Below are 18,108 nucleotides of genomic sequence, written 5' to 3'. Positions count from 1 at the left end.
AATTTCATGGCGATCGCAAATTCCGCACATCCTCAATACTGAGTCCGGTTGTTTGACTGATAGTTGCATCATCCAGGCGATCGAGCAATTGCCGCGCGATCGCCAGCTTTTCTGCTTGAACGGCTTGGAGTATAGCTCCTTGTTGGTCATAAATAAACATTTCTCGCCGTTCGATATCCGCCAATTCATCGGGGGTTAAGTTCACTTGATTTGCGATGCCAAAGGCTTGATGAATCTCTGGAACGCTATCCATTACTGGCGGGACCTCCGTTATCGTCCTCGCATATTTCATGAAATAAATCCATTTATCGGCAATCGTTTCTAGCTGGTGTACTTCTTTGGTAAATTTCGGAAGTTCTACAAATACTAACTCGATGTTATTATCGGTATAGATGAGATTTGTGCTTGCTTCTTTGTAGATAAATCTCGAAATTAGCTGTTCGCTATTTGGAAACATCTCGAAATCAGTCAGTGTTAATGCAATCACGGGTTTGAGCATTCGGTAGCCTTCTCCTTTCTGCAATTGAAAGGCGTAAGTTTTGGCTGCGTTGTACAATACTCTCTTACCGAAAGACTCTACGTTTAATACCTGCATTTCAATAATGACTAGGGTACCATCGGCAAGTTTGGCTTTTACATCTAAATAAGTATCTTTCAAACCTTCGACTCTGGGCGGCAGGTTGGGGTTGATAATTTCTAAGTCTTCAATGGTAGGGTTGCCATCGTAAATCATGGCGTTGAGAAAACTGATCAGAATGTCTTTGCTTTCTGAGGAGCCAAATATTTTTTTGAAGGCGTAATCGGTTTTGGGGTTGATGAATGTCATGGTTAGAATCGGGAATAACGACCGCTGTGTCGATCGTAACACTTGATTTCATGGCGAGTAGGAAAAAACAGCCACCAGGGGGGTAATATCGCCAGCAGCTCATGCTTCATTCATCTTGCGAATCTCTTGTGCTTGTTGCTGTCGAAGCTGCAAATATGTTTCGACTTCCTGCTGATGATTGAGGTAAAAAGCGATCGCGGCATACACATCAGCCAATCGAGCGCGACGGATAACGATCGACGATTTCTTCTGCGGTTGTTCCCTGCTTAAACACTGCAATGACGGTATCCAAAGTCACGGGAGTTTTACCCACTAGCACTACGCCGTCAGCATTAGTTTCTAGGGGTGCCGGTTCCGCTACAACTACTAATGTCATGGCAACCTCAACGTTCGCGGTTTTAATTGTATTAGAAGGTCGATCGAACTTGACCAAGAATTTCTTGATGGTACCCGCCACGTGATTTATCCGTGGAATAAATTCAAAATCGAAAATCGAAAATCCTCAAGCCCCCGCATTTATCCGTGGGGTCAATCTAAAATCTAAAATCTAAAATCTAAAATCGATTGACGGGCGATCGCACGATTCCCAAACATCAGGTTTATGAAATGCGATCGCCCTACTCGTCAGTTGCCTCAATTCTTCTGCAACCATTTTGTCAGCACGCGCATCCACTGGCCTGTATTCGGTGCACGCTGCAAGTCGCTCCATTCTGCCATTTGGGCAAAACCTAGTCGCACCAGCCAATTTACTACGGCGGTTATGCCTTGGCGGGAGCCAACAACCATGATACGCACGGGTTCCCGGTTTTCTCGATCGTCCGTGGGCTCTGCCTCTTGTTGGGTGTCCTTGGGCGGTTCGATTGGAAAGTCTTTAGCCATTGGGAAGTCCTCATCTTCAAAATCAACCAATAACTACATATGTGTAGTTATCTCTATCATACTGCAATAACTACATATGTGTAGTTATTTACGGTTGGGGCATCCCTTGGCATCATGGGGTGCATGGGAAAAGCTGGTCAAGTTTTGAGAGATGTGCTGAACACCTATGGGATTAGCCAAAACAAATTGGCGATCGCAATGGGTGTGCGAAGTTCTGTTGTCTATCGTTGGTTTAATGAGTTGATAGATCCAACTGGAGACACGCTTGTGAAGATGGTTGTGGCGTTAAAGTTGCTCGATATAGATGCAGCGCGGGAGTTTGTGCAGCGCTATTTGGGTGAGATTTTGGAGGATGAGGGTGAGGGTGAGGTCGATCGATCTACAAACACAGAATAGAGTTAATGATAAAATTATGGCAGAGTGGCAATGACACCGAATTCAAAGCGATGACAGCAGCACTTCCCATTTCTCTCACTCTCGAAGCTTTCCTCAAACTACCGGAAACTCAACCTGCGAGTGAATTTATTAACGGACGCATTCACCAAAAGATTATGCCTCAAGGCAAACATTCTCGTTTGCAACTCAAGTTTTGCAACGCTGTTAATCTAGTTGGGGAAACAGAACGAATTGCTCTTGCTTTTCCCGAATTGCGCTGTACTTTTGGCGGGCGTTCTATTGTACCTGATGCTACAGTATTTGCTTGGGATAGAATCACTTTTGAAGCGGATGGCGAAGTTCCGAATTCCTTTGAAATTCATCCCGACTGGACAGTAGAAATTTTATCCGCAGACCAGAAAGCAACTAAGGTGATTAGTAATATTTTACACTGTTTGAAATACGGGACTCAGCTCGGATGGTTAATCGATCCAGAGGAACGGTTTATTTTAGCATTTATTCCCGGACGAGAACCAGTTGAGTTAACGGGACAAGATCGGTTGCCCGTGCCAAGTTTTTTAACATTAGATTTGACTGTGGAGCAGGTTTTTGGGTGGCTGAAAGCAGGTGGATAACTTGGCTCTAATTTCGAGCAGATCGCAAATTCCGCACATCCTCAATAGTGAGTCCGGTTGTTTGCCTGATAGTTGCATCATCCAGGCGATCGAGCAATTGCCGCGTGATCGCATTTTAGTAGCGATCGCGCGGCGGTATGATATTTCTCAGGTTGAAACGATTTGGTAGTTAAGGGCGATCGCACTTGGGTTTTCTGCTTAGGGCGATCGCCCTACTCGTCAGTAGCCTCAATTCTTCTGCAACCATTTTGTCATTCTTTTTGCTATTTGTGTTTGCTTAAGTGTAAAATTGGCGATCGACTAACCCACCGTATAAATCATAATGGTATATTATGTGATACACCTTCATAATTTTGTTCTTAAATCAGGCGATCAAACCGAAGGCTGCCTGAGTAGCTAATTTTTCGCATTCGATTTGGACAATCGTGAATTTCCTTTGAATTAGGATTTTTATTAGTTGAAGATTCACTCTGTGTTTTTTTCTTGGAAATGCTGATATGACCGATAGAGACAAAACGATATTGATAAGCATCAAGGAAGTTATGTTTGTGCCAAAATGCTTTGCCGATTTCCTTGCAATAGGCAACAAAACATTGTGCGCCAGTCAGTTGCTGAATAATTGTTGAATTCGTGCCTTTCGTTTTCTTTATCTCCAGACAAAGGATAATTTTTTCGGTGCCAGTATTCGTAACAATGACAAAATCAGCGCGCTTACACTCACCTTTCGATCCTGTAAAAATCTTTCTTGGTGCTGGGAAATAAGTATCTACATCGATGACGATCACCTTATCATCCTTTGGCATTCTATCAATCGTTACCGAATAACTATGCTGAGGTTCTGTGAGTGTGACTGAGTATTTGATCCCTTTTCCATCCTGTTGTCCTTTTAATTGCACTGTAGCCTTTTTATTAATCATCTCCTTGAGGATATCAATATCAGACAACATTACTCCTCTCCCCAGATGATCGCTTCCTGAATTCGGTTCATCGTTTCAATGGTTTTATCAAAACTGCGGGCTTCAATACCCAGTTCCGGGTCGATGTCGGCGGCTGTAAGGGTTTGGCATTTAGTCTTTCTTGTTTTGCCATCTAATTGTATCAATACCTCTTCCGCGATATAGACTTTGATTTTTTCAGAAGAGATTAGTTCGGCTTCTAGATAGCCTTCTTCTTTAGCAATGCGCTTGAGATGGGGTTTGTCATGGTTGAGCATGATCAGGGTGTTCAGTTCTTTGATGATGTAATCGCTGTGGGTAGTTATGAAAATCTTAATCCCAAGATTAACAAGTCGGGCCAAAAGTCGCGCCACCCGGCGCTGATTTTCTGGGTGTAGGTTCAGTTCCGGTTCGTCCACCATCAGCAAATCACCAATTCGAGCCTGATGTCTTAGGTAAAAGCCGATATCTAGTAGAGAACGCACGGCGCTTGAACTTTCATCCATAGAAAGCTTGACCTGTTTACGCTTCTTCGGCACATAATAAAGTTCATCGTTCCGCGTAACTGTGTACTCGCCGCCGATAATGTCAGCAAAATCTTCCAACACGTCGGGATGGTTGTCAGAAATGAAACTGCTGTTCTTGGCAATGGTTTCAAGTTTCCGCATAAAATCTACATTTGTCTTTATCGGCAAGGCATAATCTCCATAATCTTTAAGTAGAACTTTTACTAGATCAATATCTTGGCTAGCCTGACCGATTTCTTTAAATAAGCGATTGCGGTCGAAATTCAAGTCTTTGCGAAAAATAGCAGCACCAGTCCGTTCGCTGCTGGCTATGAAAGGACGAGGGAAAAGCTGAGCAAAAATCATATTTTTCAGTGCGTCGGCAATGATGAGCTCAAGGATTTCTCTGGGAATTTTTACTTTCTCTTTCTCAACAAGCAGGGTGACAAATAATTCTGTACTTTTTTGTTTTTTGGTGATCGAGAAAAGTGATGCCTCGCCGGAGCCAATTTTTAGATCGAATTGGGTGGACAAATCAATATTTGTGGTGTCCAAGCTCACCTGAAATTTGGTTTCTTTGAATCGTTCAGACGGTGCTGCAAAAATCTTTGGTAATTCCTTGGTATATGCGTGACAACCTTCAGCAAGAATCTTCTCAGTCTGTTCGACATATTCTGGTATATCAAGACGAACTACGCCGTCAGCAAGAAGCAGGTCGATTTTGTCAGCATTGATTTTGATTGGAAACCTATCTTGCCAAGTAGACAAAAAGCCAAACAAGGCATAAGTTGCGTAAGTTTTGCCAGTATTGTTACCACCGCAAATGATTGTCAGATCGCCAAGGGTGAATTCGGCTTGCTTTAAAGCACCAAGATTTTTAATTTTAATTTTCATTGTCGTATTCCTTGAGCGATCGCCCACCATTATCACTTTTTAACCATGCCAAGAGCCGAAAACTCGTAGCGATTCGGACGATCGCGCTTTAGCATCAACCTTTCAATAATATCGCCCCCAACTCGATCGATCGCAACCAACGCTTACCCTGCAAACTCATAGGCAATATTCGTGATGCGGCCGCGCCAGTAGGGCAATAGCGAGCCATCAGGCAGTTGCCACGCCACCTCGCCGGAGAGGGGAATCCGCATACCGTCTCGCAATTCGTAGTCCCAGAAGCGGCCCTGCCAGGGCGCAAACACCAGTCCCCCGTTAACTGTACGGGCGCGGGCCTCGGCGCGGATACTGGCGATTAGCCCTGCTTCATCAAAGCGGAAATCCAGGGAAACAGCGGTGTCGCCATCCTGTAGCGTTGCTCTGGCCGAAGAATTGTCGATCGCCTCCCAGCGAACACCCTGACTCGGCAGCAGTCTCGTCGGATACCAAGCCGCCTCCGCGAAAAAGCGCATCAGTTCCCCAAGTGCCGCTTCTGGAGTGCCGCGGATATCCGCCAGAGTCACCAGGCCCAGCAGCGCCGCATGGAGGATGCCTTCGCCAGAAATGTAGGCATCATGAACAAACGCATTGATACCGGGCATCATGGCAATTCGCCCGTCCCAGTCAAAGCCAGGGCGCTGAGTAATTACGAGTTGAGTTGAGGTGAAGGCGCTCCATTTTTCTGCGGTTTCGCTCATGTTAAACGTGCCTTCGTGGGAAACCCGCGCTGCTGCAATTAGCGGTTGTCCCTCCTTCAGCACCGCGCGAAAGTAGCGCTGCACTGGCTGGGGTAAATCGGCAATTTCCCGCGCATCAAATGTGAGAGGTTTAATCGGCGATCGCGCAGCTTCCAGATTCGCTCGCAGTTCCTTGGTACTCAGATCCCCGCGGTATGCTCCAAGGGCGATCGCGCCAACAATGCCAACTACAAGCGCGAGGATAATTAGTACGATCGCCGAGCGCCACATGGTGATTCCTCTTGATAGGTAAAAACGAGTTAATCAAGCGCGAGTCCTAAACCCATCGACCCACTACAACTCTCAGCGTTCCATCTGCCAAAGTTTCCTCTTCTTCAACATGAAAACCCTCTGACTGCACCGCCGCCATCAAACTTTTGCGCGCGTATTTTTGACTAATTAAATTGACAAATTCCTGCTGATTAATTCTAGCGCCCCAAAAATCCGCCACCAATTCGTAATCCTCTCCGCTGCGGCGAAAACCCAAATCGTAACCGTTGGATTGCCGAATCACGTACTCCGCATTAGTTTTGTCGCCGCGATAACCCCGTACCTGCACATTGGACTCTACTTGATAACCCAACTCTTCCAACACTTGATGCAGCAGTTCGCCGTTTTTGATCTGAACCTTGATCGTTGTGAAGTGTGACATATCACTTTCGGATTTTTGTGTGAAACGCTGATTTGATTATAATACTATAAACAGCAACAGTCAATAAGTTAGAAGTTGCGATGTTAAACCTGGTTTGAGCGTCAGCGAAAGCAGCCAGGTTACAAGCCCTCGGATTCATATGTTCAGAAATTAACAACATAGTATCCGATAACAATTCCCCGATTCATCCGTGAGTTCGCTTTTTTCAATCCTCCAATTATTCAATCTAAAATCCAAAATCTAAAATCTAAAATCGTATGATGCCAGACAATTCTAACCAACCCAGAGAATATGATGCCGTCCTCGGCGGCCAAAGTCAAATCCCGATCGCCGGCGCTGTTTTGGGAGGCATCGCGGGGGTCAAGCAGCGCTTCAACAGTCCTAGTATCGAGTCACGGATTGCCGCTGTTAAAGATGCTCCTAAATAGGGAGGCGCTGGTTTAAATTTAGCAATTGAGGCGCTGCTTGACCCCGCAGCAGAAGTGCAGCGAGTTGCTTATTTAATTTTGCGATCGAGGACAGAACCTCTAGTGCGCCAAGCTTTAAAAGAATTCGTGCCTTACAAGCTTTTTGACTGTATCCGCACTGTCAAAACAGGCACAAATCTGGCGATTAGTCCCGGAGGTAATCGCACGGCGAGTTTGCACGGGAAAATAATTAGAATTTGCGATGTAGAGACTGGAGAAATACTCTATACTGTTGACAAGTATCCCCGCGCTCAAGAAACTTTTGTCCTTTGCAAAGAAAGCGAAGTTTTTGTGAGGAGCAGAAATACTCCGAAACACCGTGCGATCGAAATTTGGCAGGGAGGAGAATTGCGGCATACTTCCCTCGGACATGAAGAGGAAATTAGCGCAATTGTCATCAATCCCGACAGTCAAGTTATCGCCAGCGGTTCGGCAGATACTACGATCAAAATTTGGAATTTAGAGACGGGAAAGTTAATCTGTACTTTTGGCAGTCTTTTAACTTGGAAAGCTCATAAAGCAGGAATTGTTAGTCTTGCTTTTAGCCCGATCGCACCAACTCTCGCTAGCAGCAGTTCTGACGGTACAATTAAACTGTGGAACCTCCGCAGCAGAGAATGCTTCCAAACAATTAAGGGTTACGCGAATTGTCTCGCTTTCAGTCCAGACGGGCAGACTTTGGCGGCTGGCGGCTGGGACAGAAATATTAAACTGCGCCAGCTATCGAATCCAGATAGTTCAATCACATTGGCAGGGCATTTTAACTCGATAAATGCGATCGCCTTTAGTCCCGACGGACTCACTGGTGTCAGTGCTAGTGCCGATGGTAATATCAAATTTTGGAATGCCAGTACGGGCGAAAATTTTTACACTCTCAGCGGACATCAAAGCTCTGTTACTTGTCTTAGTTTTAGCAGCGATGGTGCAACTATTATCAGCGGCAGTATCGACAAAACTGTCAAAATTTGGGGAATTAATTGAAGGAAGTTCGGCAACGGATTCTGTAACGGATGTAGCGGATGGAAGAAAGAAGGAATAGGGAATAGGGAATAGGGCAGAAGGCTGAAGGCAGAAAGAAGAGGGAATCGACCTCATGATTTTCACAAATTAAGTACCTCCTAACCATTCAGCCGCTGCCTATATTTCAATTGTCCCGATTCCCTCTTCCTCGGTGCGTGAATCTACGCAAACAAATATAATAAATTTACAATCCCAGTTCTTGTGCAAGCCTAGGATTGCGGAACTTCTTTTTGCACTACTACAAATAATTACCGTAAAAATACCGACTGGCAGGCATTATTCAGCTTATTATCAATTTGTGAACTGTCGCCGAAAAGCCTGAGCGAGCCGCAATTTCTGAATCCTTTAAAGTAGCTTTAATATCGCATCTTGGTCGGATGAGTATTCCTGCTAATTGTAATATTTCACTTAAAAAGTTTATGCTTAAAAGATAGGCTGGGGTTAAATATACAGTGCGCCCTAGAGTAACCATGTCACACTGCAACCAATCCATCTGTCCTTCCGGCAATCTCGCAGAAATGTGCGACACTGCTGCCAGTTGGCAGCAAAAAGCCGATCGACTAACGGTAGAATTAAATACCACCCAGGAACTGCTTCACGCAGAAATCGATCGGCTCAAACAAGCCAACGAAACCCTGCACGCAGCCGTCAGTTGTGCCCCAATTTTCCTATGGGCAACAGACAGAGACGGCAAGTTAACTCTTGCAGCAGGGAAAGGATTAGAAAATTTGGGGTTCAAACCAGGTGCAACTGACGGGCAGTCGATTTTTGAAGTTTACACTAGCCAGCCAGATATCTTAGAAAATATTGCCGAGGTAGTAGCAGGAAACGATCGCACTTGGAATGCCCGAGAGGGGCATTTTATTCACGAAATTCGATCGACAGCGCTGCGAGATGGAAACGGCGAAGTGGTTGGGGCAGTGGGTGTTTCTACTGAAATTACCGAGCGCGAGCAGTTGATCGCCACTCTGGAAACGGCAAATCAAGAATTAGAAGACAGACTGCAGCAGCAGACGGCATTCTTCAATGCAGCACTTGCCGAAAGCGAAAAAAAGTACCGCAACCTCGTAGAAACCTCCCAAGAATTGATTTGGTCGATCGATATTGAAGGCCTCTTGACTTTTGTAAATTCCGCCGCCAAACGCATCTACGGTTACGAACCGCCAGAAATGATCGGACGCCGCTTCACCGATTTTTTAGTTCCTGATGAAGAAAGTAGACCAAGAGAAATATTTGCCCAACTTTTAGCGAGAACCAAACTTCACCCACAAACCGCTAATTCTCCTTACGAAACAGTACACATTCGCAAAGACGGTACTCCCGTCCACCTGCGCGTCAACAGCATCGTCAACCAAGCTGAAAACGGCGCTATTTTAGGCTTGTGCGGAACGGCGACAGATATTAGCGATCGCAAGCGAGCGGAAGAAGCACTCAAAGAAGCTACAGACCAACTTCGCGCCGTCTTGGATGCGGTACCCGGACTGATTTCTTGGATCAGTTCAGATTTGCGGTATATCGGAGTCAACCAGCACTTAGCAACCTCATTCAACCTGTCTCCTGAAAGCTTTGTCGGTCAAGAAATTAACTTTCTCGACAAAGGCTCGACTTTCGGAGAACTGATCCGAATTTTTTTTGACAGTTCATCTCAGCAAATCTGCCAAGAAATAGAAATAGAAATTAACGGTTTCGTCCGCAACTATTTGATAGTAGCTCAGAAATATCATCAGGGAACCGCAGCAGTTTCTGTAGGAATAGACATTACCGACCGCAAGCGTGCAGAAGCTCTCAAAAACCAATTGATATGCTCGCTGCAAGAATCAGAACACAAATTTCGTAGTCTTTATGAAGCCACCAGCGACGCAGTAATGTTGCTCGACGAAAAGGAATTTTTTGACTGCAACCCCGCTACCTTAAAAATATTTTGCTGTAGCAACACAAAACAATTTTACGGCAAGAAACTGAGCGATTTTTCCCCACAATTTCAGCCTAGCGGACAAAACTCATCCAGTCTAGCAATACAGAGAATATCGACAGCAATGCAAACAGGTAGCTGTCGCTTTGACTGGGTACACAAACGACTCGACGGTTCAGAATTTCCCGCTGAAGTGCTGTTAAATGCAATGGAAATTAACGGACGAAAAGTAATTCAAGCAGTAGTGCGGGATATTACAGATCGCAAGCGCGACGAAGATGGCATCAAAGCATCCCTCGCCGAAAAAGAAGTTCTCCTCAAAGAAATTCACCACCGCGTCAAAAACAACCTCCAAGTTATTTCCAGTTTGCTCAAACTTCAGTCCCGCTATATCCAAGACACCCACGTTAGTGAAATGTTAAAAGAAAGTCAAAACAGAGTCAGATCAATGGCCCTGGTTCACGAACAATTGTATCAATCCAAAGACTTGTCAAACATTGACTTTGCTGAATACATCCAAAATCTCGCCCACAATTTATTCCAAGCTTATGAAAATCATGCAGAAGGCGTCAAGTTGCAAACAACTATTGCGCCGTGTTCTCTCAATATTGATACGGCAGTTCCTTGCGGGTTAATTATCAACGAGCTGGTGACAAATGCCCTCAAATATGCCTTTAAAGGACAAGTTAAAGGTAAAATTAACATAGATTTCACTTTAGAGAATAACAGAGTTTGCGTACTAACCGTGAGCGACAGCGGAATTGGTTTTCCTCAACACTTAGATTATCGCAAAGCCCGAACATTGGGTTTGCGCCTGGTAGGGTCTTTAGTCAAGCAAATCCGGGGGGAAATAGAACTGTTAGAAACTACTGGAACCACTTTTAGAATAACCTTTTCTCAACCCAAATTGCACTCTGAGGAGAAAATTTAATGTCAAACAAAAAAATTCTGATAGTTGAAGACGAGAGCATTATTGCGGAAGACATTTCCGACAGTTTGATATCTCTAGGATATAGAATAACTGGGATGGTCTATTCGGGAGAAAAAGCGATTGAATCCGCAGCCAAGTTGCGCCCGGATTTAGTTTTAATGGATGTTAACCTGCAAGGAGAAATCGACGGCATTACAGCAGCCGAAGAAATTCGGTTGCGTTTTCAAATTCCGGTAGTTTATCTGACAGCTTATGCCGATGAAACTACTTTGCGACGAGTCAATAGTACAAAACCGTTCGGCTATATTGTCAAGCCATTTGAAGAAAAAAACTTGCACACAACTATTCAACTGGCACTCTACAGACATCAGTATGACAGCTTGACAAACCTGCCGAATCGTTCATTTTTGCGAGAAAAGTTAACTAGAGTATTAGATGGCCAAAAAGAATTGTCAGGAGTCGTTCCAGTTGTCACGCTTAGCTTAGATAAAATCAACCGCATTAACAGTACCTGGGGACACGATATCGGCGACTCGGTGCTTTGCAGCATCGCCCAGCGGCTAACTAACTGTATGGAAAACATTAATATTGTTGCTCGTTTGGAAGCTGCTGAATTCGCCCTGATTCTCAAACCCGTTGCAGAAAAACAGGATGTGGCTAAGATTGCTCAAAACATTTTAGATATTGTATCCCAAGGTATGATTGTCAAAGATTGCGAAGTGTCTGTCACTGCTAGTATGGGGATCTGCTTGTATCCCGGGGACGGCACTGACGGAGATGAAATGCTAAAAAATGCTTATATAGCCATGTATCAATCTCAGCAGAAAGGCGGCAATACTTATAATTTTTATAATGCAAAAAATGCTAATTTTTTTATCAATACACTTCTTCAAGAAACTTGCTTGCGCCATGCTTTAAAAAGCTCAGAGTTTGAAATATACTATCAGCCGCAAATAGAAATTAAAACAGGTAAAATTATTGGGGCTGAAGCTTTGGTGCGCTGGAATCATCCAGAACGAGGGCGAGTTTCCCCAGGGGAATTTATTCCAATGGCTGAAGAAATGGGCTTGATTGCGCCGTTGGGTGAATGGGTATTAGAGACTGCTTGCAGGCAAACTAAAACATGGCAAAGAGCAGGTTTACCGCCCCTGCGAGTGGCAGTTAACGTGTCAGCCCGTCAATTCGAGCGCAAAAATTTCACGGAAAGAGTCAGGGAGATATTAACAGAAACTGGTCTTGATCCCAAGTGTTTGGAATTAGAACTGACGGAAAGTCTGGTTTTGCAAGACGAAATTGCAGCAGCTAAAGCTTTTACGATGTGGAAAGATCAGGGGATTAGGATAGCAATTGATGATTTTGGGACTGGATATTCTTCTTTGAGTTATCCGAAACGCTTTCCGTTTGATGCGATCAAAATAGACAAGAGTTTTATTCGCGACATTGCAGACGATCGCCAAAATGCAGCGATAACAATAGCGATTATTCAAATGGCACACTGCATGAACATGACGGTGGTGGCTGAGGGGGTAGAAAATAAGCAGGAACTTGATTTTTTGTGCGAGCACGAATGTGACGAAATTCAAGGCTATCTTTTCAGTCAGGCTTTGCCAAGGGCTGAGTTTGAAGCGCTGCTGAAAAGCGATAAGTGCTGGGATTTACATCAATTCCGGTTGCAATCCTCCGGAATTGTTGAGTGTTGACTGTTGGCTGTTGACCGTTAACTGTTGACAACTGCCCACTGACAACTGACCGGAAATTGGGGTGCAAGCCCCGTCCTTCTGGGACGGCTTTAATTATTTTATTGAAAAAGCGTCCCGACGTTCGCTCATAGTTGTGGTATAATCAGGTAGGAGAATAGAGCAAATGTTTAATTTAAACTACGAATTCAAACTTAAACCAACAACGGCACAGACAGCAATCTTTGAGGATTGGCTAGAACAATGCCGTCGCGTGTATAACTACGCATTAGCTGAACGTAAAGACTGGTTTAAGTCTCGTAGTTGTCAGATTAACGCTTGCTCTATCCGATCTGAATTCATCATAGGAGCCGAAACAAAACGACCAACTTATGCCAGCCAGTGCAAAAGTTTAACTACGGCTAGGGCAAACATACCCGCTTTGGCTGCTGTTCAGGTACACGTTCTACAACAGACACTGAAAAGACTTGAAAAAGCTTTTGTAAGTATGTGGGAACAAAAGCACGGTTTCCCTCGGTTTAAGAAAGCAGGAACAATGCGATCGTTTGTATTCCCACAATTGGGGGTTAACCCCGTCCAAAATCAAGCAGTGAAGCTTCCTAAGATTGGTTTGGTTAAGTTTCATCAATCACGGACTATCCCTGATGCTGCAACGATTAAGCAAGCAAGGATAGTCCGTAGGGTTAGCGGTTGGTACGTGATGTTAACCCTACAATGGGACGTTTCAGCGCCAAATCCAATGCCCCACGGTGAAGGTATCGGGATTGATGTTGGATTAACTAATTTCATAGCAACTTCTAACGGTCTTTTAGTCAAGCGCCAAAGATTTTTAAAAGACGCAGAACGCAAGCTTAAATTGCTGCAACAACGTGTCGGTCGTAAAAAACTAGGTTCTAACAATTGGCGTAAAGCTCAAAAGAAAGTCGCCAAACTGCATCAATACGTTGCTAATAGTCGGAAAGATTGGCATCGTAAATTATCTCATCAAATCTGCCAAGACGTGGGGATGATTTTCGTTGAGGATCTGAATCTGATTGGGCTGTCTAGGGCGATGCTAGGGAAACACTGTTTAGACGCAAGCTGGGGTCAGTTCTTCACAATCCTAGAGCAAACTTGTTGGAAATATGGCGTGTACTTTCAGAAGGTAAGCGCCGACAAGACAAGTCAGACTTGCCCTAACTGCCTAACGGAAACGAGTAAAAAAGATTTGTCAGAACGTACTCATTCATGCTCAAATTGCGGCTATACAGCCGACAGAGACGTTGCAGCGGCCCAAGTAGTTCTAATTAGAGGACTTGCAGCCGTAGGGCATACGGTCAAGATGCTTTCTGAGGGTAAATTCGTCGGAATCCCTGCGAAGAAAGAATCCTCATGCCTTTAGGCTAGGGTATGTCAATAATTTAAAAGATACGATCGCCCAACCAACTTCCCAGCCACAGCCCAAAACCGGAAGTAGCCACCAACAGGATAAACGTATAAAGCCCGCTGCCGTTGTGGCTCAACCTTTCTGCAGCTACCATCCGCGCCACAACTCCAGCAATAATGCCGATCGCAGCCCAAGCCCCATAAACAGTCTTAGACCCGGCGATAGCCAAGGCTTGGACGATCGCCCCCGAACCCGCCCCAGCAAAAGCCCCCGCCCACGCCCCAATCCCCAGCCCGATCGCACCAGAGAGCCCGACGGGGCTGCCAGAATTCACGCCTAGTTCCGTCGCCAGCCCGCACGTCAAGCCGACAATCGCCCAACACACGGCCGCCACCAACGCCTTGACCCAATTCCCAGAACCAGTTCCAGCCATCAATCCCACCACTGTCACCACTCCCGCCACGGCCAAAACTCCAGCCACTGCCCGAGACTCTGCCTCGGAACTGGCGATCGCCCCCAAACCCGCCCCAACTGCGCCCCAAGCAGCCCCTGTGACCCTTCCTCCCGCCTGAAAACCGGCGATCGACCCCCCTACCGCCCCAGCTAAAACTAACGCTGCCAGCCAAACTCTAGGCGTTGCTGAACCCTCCGCCAGCAAAATCGCGGCCCATAGCCAATCTGCACCGCAGATTAAAGCCCACATCCACAGCGGGGCGTCTGATACCGATACCGTCAAAATCCAACCGGTCAAAGCGTAACTCGCCACGGCGATTGCCAGCGGCCCCCAAGGGAAGCTTGAATAGTGTTGAGATGGCCGCACTTCCCTCGGCGCGCTTCGCGGTTTTGAGTATTGAGTTGAAAATTCTGTTTTCCTTCTCGAAGTAAGCTTTCGATAGTTTTGAGATGGCCGTGCTTTCCTCGCAACGATTCGCCCTGCTTGCTTCCTGCCCCGCCACCCTTGACGATTGTGAGTGGTAAATCGTTTCTTGCTTGAAGAGGTTTTTTGAGTGAGAAATTTTTTGGAGGCAGTTTGTGGGCGGGTTTGAGGGCGCTGGGAACCAGGCCTGGCGGCTGATTTTCCAGAACGCCTTCTCAGCGGCTTTTCCGGCGCAGGGGGCGGTGGCTGCTGAAACTGTTTTTCGATCGACTTCGATTCAGGCTGACTCAGAAACAACACCAACTGCTGGTAAGCTTCATTAATTTCTGTTAATCTTTGGTGAGCTTTTTGTTGCAGGCGGTCATTGTGGGCAAACCGATCGGGATGCCACACAAACGCTAAATCCCTGTAAGCACGCTTAATGTCTTCTAGGGAACTTCCCGGCTCAATTTCGAGGATTTCGTAGCATCGATTAATGTCAGCCATAGGCTTCGATCGGCAGTTGTTGGTAAATTTGCGTGAAGCGAAGCTATCCCGCACGGAATCGTACTTAACATCTTGTACTATTCTCAGCCAAGCTGCACAGTCAAGCGATTTGAGATTTGAGATTTGAGATTGGGACTTACGCATCACAACCTTCTGAAACCAGGTTTTTTACCGTTTCTGCGAGCTGTAACGAAGTATGATGCAAAAAGCCCGGTTTCTGACCACCCGTGCGTTTACCGCTTGCGAGTCATAGAACATAACATCCAAGATTTCTCTCTTTGACTGAGTAGGCGGTCTGGTTTTCTTGTTTCGTGGTAATAATGGCTCGATGAGTCCCCGCTCTTTATCGGTTAAGCTGCGGGAGTACGACATTTTTTTCTGATCTTAGCTCATCATCATAGATCCCAAATGGCTTCTATAAGCTTTACAGCTATTTACTTGTACCTCACCAAACCGTGAATTGCTATATACTGGAGAAAACAATTCGCCCTCAATGGCCAATGTCAGAATTGTACTATTGAACTAAGAATAAATGGCTCATGCTTCCCTTTGCATCTCATATTGTATGCCAAACTTTACTTTTATTGAGTGTGTTAGATATCCCACGCACAGCAACCTAAGTCTGGATTGGTACTGAACGAATTACTGATGGTATTGGACAAGGAGGCTCGGTTCAACTGGAACTATAAATTGACGGCAATAATGTCCGATAAATATACGGTTTTCATTTGAATGGTACTATCTATGATGGAACGATTAGTACAAAATTGGCTCAGGCGCGGTTGAGACACTGTTCACAAGATTTGTGTGTAACTTTAAACCGAATCAGACCCAAGCAAACAATTTTATATTGACTACACCGAACCAATAAATCATAAAAATATCGAATGAACACTATCAGATATCGGTCAGCAATAGGTATTGGCTTAGTAACTGCTTGGAGCTTGTTTTACTGTGCAGTATCTAGCAACTTACCTATGCTCAATAAAATGGAACTCGACATTCAGGATCATCTAATACGACTTCATAAACCAGGGCTTATGCCAAAAGAAATTCTACTGCTTAAGATCAAGCAGCCTGCCATTTTAGGATATAACTTTCATAACTTATATAAACTGAATAATTTCTATGCAATTTTAGTAAAAAGCTTAATCAACAGTGGTGCAAAGCTGGTCGTCATAAATTTGCCTACTCAAATGAGCCAGTACATTGAGCTTGATACAGATACTCAGTTAGAACATCCCTTTCAAGAGTTGATTAGTAAATATTCAAACCAGATTGTTTTGGTGGCTCGTCCGAGTAAATTACCCTCAGAAAATTCAGTCATAAATAATTATCATAATTTACTTCCTTTCGATAATGAAAGTATAAATCCCTCTATTCCCCCAGAGCAGATAGTAAGTTACTTCAGATATGCAGCACATCCACAAAGCTTAGACAGCCCAGCTCGAAAAGCCGAGCTATATTCCTATTTTAGCTATGAAGATGATCCCGATATTAATATACATCATAAGGTTAAATCTGTAGCAACGATGGCCTTAGAAAAATTCTATATGAACTCAGGAAATCTCAAAGGTTTTCAAAATATTACTAATTTACAAACTCTTTTATCTTTTCAAATGAACTTCTGGGGTTCTGCTGATACATTTCCTAGTATTGGTATTCATTTTCAATGTCCTTCCTCTCAGCTAGAGATAGAACACTGTAATCCTTCCTTTGACCCCCAATCTCTTCAGAAGCTCCATGATAAACTTGTATTAATCGATCTTCCCGAAGGGAAAGGATTTGAAACCTATCGAGAACTATCTCCTTTTGGGGAGATGTCGGTTGCAGAAGTAGAAGCTAATCAAATAGCTAGTTTGATGACCAATTCATTTCTGACAAGAATCCCGAATTGGTATGACTACATCATCACAACTTTGGGTCTTGACTTCATAAGCCTATATATACTTAGCAAAGGCAAAAAGCATAAACTTATACCTGTTCATCTGCTGGTTGGCTGGCTTCTTCCGATATTGGTAGGAAGCTATGTATCTTTAAGTTTTATCTTGTTCTATCAAGGGTTAATTCTTCCATTATCCATCCCAATCTTAGGTTGGGTTGGAACAGGTTCAGGTGTAGCCATTTATTCAATTCTCAAGCAGTCTATCCAACAACAGCAGAAATTAGCTGAGCGACAGGCTGTTCTTTTGCAATCGCGGAAACTCCTCCATCGAGTCGCAACAGACATTCATGATGGCCCACTTCAAGATCTCAAATTGGCAATGGATAGTATTGAGCTTCTAGCCCTCAGTCATCCATCTCCCGTGATTAACTCAATCTTAGATCGATTAGAAGCAGTTGGACTTGCGCTTCGCAATCAGCTCAGCAGCACACGCACAATTGCAGAAAAGCTAGAGATTACACCAGAGCTGCAATCTGGACTGGATCGGGGGATACACCAATGGCTCCAAAAACTGATTAACTCAAGAGAATTAACCTTGAGTGTCAAAGAGCATCTACAACCCTTGCGAGAACCCAAATCTGATAGTGCTTGGATTGATTCGAGAGAGGATATCTTTCGCTTTTTTCGAGAAGCGATCGCTAATGTGATTCGCCATGCCCAACCTCCAAACGGATCGGCAACGCAAGTTTCAGTCTCGCTTACTCAAAAAGATCATCAGTGCCGATTAGTGATCGAGAATAATGGAACTAGCCTAACCCCTATCTTATTAGATATTCCTCACAAGAAACGTCGTAGTGGTGGATATGGCACTAAACTGATGAAAACTATTGCCGCTGAGATCCCAAATGGGTCTTGGCAAAGGGTTCCATTAGAAGAAGGTGGGATGCGGGTAACACTTGAATGGACGATGGATACCCCATAAGATGATAACA

At 44.7% G+C, this 18,108-nt stretch carries 17 protein-coding genes; 9 read left to right on the top strand and 8 right to left on the bottom strand.

Features of this window, described 5'->3' with window-relative positions:
• Positions 1 to 4: 4 nt before the first annotated feature.
• The 3 genes from QUA04_RS05605 to QUA04_RS05595 all read right to left on the bottom strand — a co-directional run bounded on the left by QUA04_RS05605 (position 5) and on the right by QUA04_RS05595 (position 1,705).
• Positions 5 to 826 (bottom strand): Rpn family recombination-promoting nuclease/putative transposase, encoded by an 822-nt coding sequence (locus QUA04_RS05605; RefSeq protein ID WP_333254574.1) that lies wholly within the window; start codon positions 824 to 826, stop codon positions 5 to 7.
• Positions 827 to 1,034: 208 nt separating this feature from the next.
• A complete protein-coding gene (locus QUA04_RS05600) occupies positions 1,035 to 1,283 on the bottom strand; it encodes a hypothetical protein (protein ID WP_333254571.1) in 249 nt (82 codons plus the stop codon).
• A gap of 176 nt (positions 1,284 to 1,459) precedes the next feature.
• A complete protein-coding gene (locus QUA04_RS05595) occupies positions 1,460 to 1,705 on the bottom strand; it encodes a hypothetical protein (RefSeq protein ID WP_333254568.1) in 246 nt (81 codons plus the stop codon).
• A gap of 123 nt (positions 1,706 to 1,828) precedes the next feature.
• On the opposite strand from QUA04_RS05595, the gene QUA04_RS05590 reads away from it, so the two are divergent.
• Genes QUA04_RS05590 through QUA04_RS05580 form a run of 3 tightly spaced genes read left to right on the top strand, consistent with a single transcriptional unit; the run spans position 1,829 to position 2,884 of the window.
• The gene (locus tag QUA04_RS05590; RefSeq protein ID WP_333243632.1) at positions 1,829 to 2,101 is read left to right on the top strand and encodes a helix-turn-helix transcriptional regulator; all 273 of its coding nucleotides are present in this window, start codon (positions 1,829 to 1,831) and stop codon (positions 2,099 to 2,101) included.
• Positions 2,102 to 2,106: 5 nt separating this feature from the next.
• Complete coding sequence (locus QUA04_RS05585; RefSeq protein WP_333254566.1) at positions 2,107 to 2,715, top strand: Uma2 family endonuclease; 609 nt, start codon at positions 2,107 to 2,109, stop codon at positions 2,713 to 2,715.
• Positions 2,708 to 2,884: a hypothetical protein gene (locus QUA04_RS05580; RefSeq protein WP_333254563.1), complete on the top strand. Its 177-nt coding sequence runs from the start codon at positions 2,708 to 2,710 to the stop codon at positions 2,882 to 2,884. Before QUA04_RS05585 ends, QUA04_RS05580 begins: the two co-directional genes overlap by 8 nt.
• A 190-nt stretch (positions 2,885 to 3,074) precedes the next feature.
• Here the strand turns inward: QUA04_RS05580 and QUA04_RS05575 are convergent, their stop codons facing one another.
• The 4 genes from QUA04_RS05575 to QUA04_RS05560 all read right to left on the bottom strand — a co-directional run bounded on the left by QUA04_RS05575 (position 3,075) and on the right by QUA04_RS05560 (position 6,475).
• Positions 3,075 to 3,662 carry a hypothetical protein gene (locus QUA04_RS05575; protein ID WP_333254561.1) on the bottom strand — a complete coding sequence of 196 codons (588 nt, stop codon included), beginning with the start codon at positions 3,660 to 3,662 and terminating at the stop codon, positions 3,075 to 3,077.
• Complete coding sequence (locus QUA04_RS05570) at positions 3,662 to 5,050, bottom strand: AAA family ATPase (RefSeq protein ID WP_333254558.1); 1,389 nt, start codon at positions 5,048 to 5,050, stop codon at positions 3,662 to 3,664. The genes QUA04_RS05575 and QUA04_RS05570 overlap by 1 nt, the downstream gene beginning before the upstream one ends.
• 143 nt (positions 5,051 to 5,193) lie before the next feature.
• Positions 5,194 to 6,054 carry a DUF6920 family protein gene (locus QUA04_RS05565; protein WP_333254557.1) on the bottom strand — a complete coding sequence of 287 codons (861 nt, stop codon included), beginning with the start codon at positions 6,052 to 6,054 and terminating at the stop codon, positions 5,194 to 5,196.
• 46 nt (positions 6,055 to 6,100) lie between these two features.
• A complete protein-coding gene (locus tag QUA04_RS05560) occupies positions 6,101 to 6,475 on the bottom strand; it encodes a DUF1257 domain-containing protein (RefSeq protein WP_333124399.1) in 375 nt (124 codons plus the stop codon).
• A 257-nt stretch (positions 6,476 to 6,732) separates the two neighbouring features.
• Here QUA04_RS05560 and QUA04_RS05555 point away from each other — a divergent pair, with 257 nt between their 5' ends.
• The 5 genes from QUA04_RS05555 to QUA04_RS05535 all read left to right on the top strand — a co-directional run bounded on the left by QUA04_RS05555 (position 6,733) and on the right by QUA04_RS05535 (position 13,883).
• The gene (locus QUA04_RS05555) at positions 6,733 to 6,903 is read left to right on the top strand and encodes a hypothetical protein (protein WP_333254553.1); all 171 of its coding nucleotides are present in this window, start codon (positions 6,733 to 6,735) and stop codon (positions 6,901 to 6,903) included.
• 54 nt (positions 6,904 to 6,957) lie between these two features.
• On the top strand, positions 6,958 to 7,923 hold the full coding sequence (locus tag QUA04_RS05550) for a WD40 repeat domain-containing protein (protein WP_333254551.1): 966 nt from the start codon (positions 6,958 to 6,960) through the stop codon (positions 7,921 to 7,923).
• A 509-nt stretch (positions 7,924 to 8,432) separates the two neighbouring features.
• The gene (locus QUA04_RS05545; protein ID WP_333254549.1) at positions 8,433 to 10,805 is read left to right on the top strand and encodes a PAS domain S-box protein; all 2,373 of its coding nucleotides are present in this window, start codon (positions 8,433 to 8,435) and stop codon (positions 10,803 to 10,805) included.
• Positions 10,805 to 12,505, top strand: a complete 1,701-nt coding sequence (locus tag QUA04_RS05540) for an EAL domain-containing protein (RefSeq protein ID WP_333254547.1) — start codon at positions 10,805 to 10,807, stop codon at positions 12,503 to 12,505. Before QUA04_RS05545 ends, QUA04_RS05540 begins: the two co-directional genes overlap by 1 nt.
• 163 nt (positions 12,506 to 12,668) lie before the next feature.
• Positions 12,669 to 13,883, top strand: coding sequence for a transposase (locus tag QUA04_RS05535; RefSeq protein WP_333254545.1), 1,215 nt, complete (start codon positions 12,669 to 12,671; stop codon positions 13,881 to 13,883).
• A gap of 19 nt (positions 13,884 to 13,902) precedes the next feature.
• Here the strand turns inward: QUA04_RS05535 and QUA04_RS05530 are convergent, their stop codons facing one another.
• The gene (locus tag QUA04_RS05530) at positions 13,903 to 15,375 is read right to left on the bottom strand and encodes a J domain-containing protein (protein ID WP_333254543.1); all 1,473 of its coding nucleotides are present in this window, start codon (positions 15,373 to 15,375) and stop codon (positions 13,903 to 13,905) included.
• 743 nt (positions 15,376 to 16,118) lie between these two features.
• Here QUA04_RS05530 and QUA04_RS05525 point away from each other — a divergent pair.
• On the top strand, positions 16,119 to 18,098 hold the full coding sequence (locus QUA04_RS05525; RefSeq protein WP_333254541.1) for an ATP-binding protein: 1,980 nt from the start codon (positions 16,119 to 16,121) through the stop codon (positions 18,096 to 18,098).
• Positions 18,099 to 18,108 lie beyond the last annotated feature (10 nt).

This window comes from Microcoleus sp. S13_C5 (genome assembly GCF_036700845.1).
Lineage (GTDB): Bacteria > Cyanobacteriota > Cyanobacteriia > Cyanobacteriales > Microcoleaceae > Microcoleus.
The sequence above is the reverse complement of the archived record's forward strand: the minus strand, read 5'-3'. Positions and strand labels throughout refer to the sequence as shown.

Bases quoted from the DNA above. Each gene is read 5' to 3' on its own strand.
- QUA04_RS05545 (WP_333254549.1), top strand. From the start codon at position 8,433: ATGTCACACTGCAACCAATCCATCTGTCCTTCCGGCAATCTCGCAGAA.
- QUA04_RS05590 (WP_333243632.1), top strand. From the start codon at position 1,829: ATGGGAAAAGCTGGTCAAGTTTTGAGAGATGTGCTGAACACCTATGGG.
- QUA04_RS05585 (WP_333254566.1), top strand. From the start codon at position 2,107: ATGATAAAATTATGGCAGAGTGGCAATGACACCGAATTCAAAGCGATG.
- QUA04_RS05560 (WP_333124399.1), bottom strand. From the start codon at position 6,475: ATGTCACACTTCACAACGATCAAGGTTCAGATCAAAAACGGCGAACTG.
- QUA04_RS05555 (WP_333254553.1), top strand. From the start codon at position 6,733: ATGATGCCAGACAATTCTAACCAACCCAGAGAATATGATGCCGTCCTC.
- QUA04_RS05525 (WP_333254541.1), top strand. From the start codon at position 16,119: ATGAACACTATCAGATATCGGTCAGCAATAGGTATTGGCTTAGTAACT.
- QUA04_RS05605 (WP_333254574.1), bottom strand. From the start codon at position 826: ATGACATTCATCAACCCCAAAACCGATTACGCCTTCAAAAAAATATTT.
- QUA04_RS05535 (WP_333254545.1), top strand. From the start codon at position 12,669: ATGTTTAATTTAAACTACGAATTCAAACTTAAACCAACAACGGCACAG.
- QUA04_RS05575 (WP_333254561.1), bottom strand. From the start codon at position 3,662: ATGTTGTCTGATATTGATATCCTCAAGGAGATGATTAATAAAAAGGCT.
- QUA04_RS05530 (WP_333254543.1), bottom strand. From the start codon at position 15,375: ATGCGTAAGTCCCAATCTCAAATCTCAAATCTCAAATCGCTTGACTGT.
- QUA04_RS05565 (WP_333254557.1), bottom strand. From the start codon at position 6,054: ATGTGGCGCTCGGCGATCGTACTAATTATCCTCGCGCTTGTAGTTGGC.
- QUA04_RS05570 (WP_333254558.1), bottom strand. From the start codon at position 5,050: ATGAAAATTAAAATTAAAAATCTTGGTGCTTTAAAGCAAGCCGAATTC.
- QUA04_RS05595 (WP_333254568.1), bottom strand. From the start codon at position 1,705: ATGGCTAAAGACTTTCCAATCGAACCGCCCAAGGACACCCAACAAGAG.
- QUA04_RS05540 (WP_333254547.1), top strand. From the start codon at position 10,805: ATGTCAAACAAAAAAATTCTGATAGTTGAAGACGAGAGCATTATTGCG.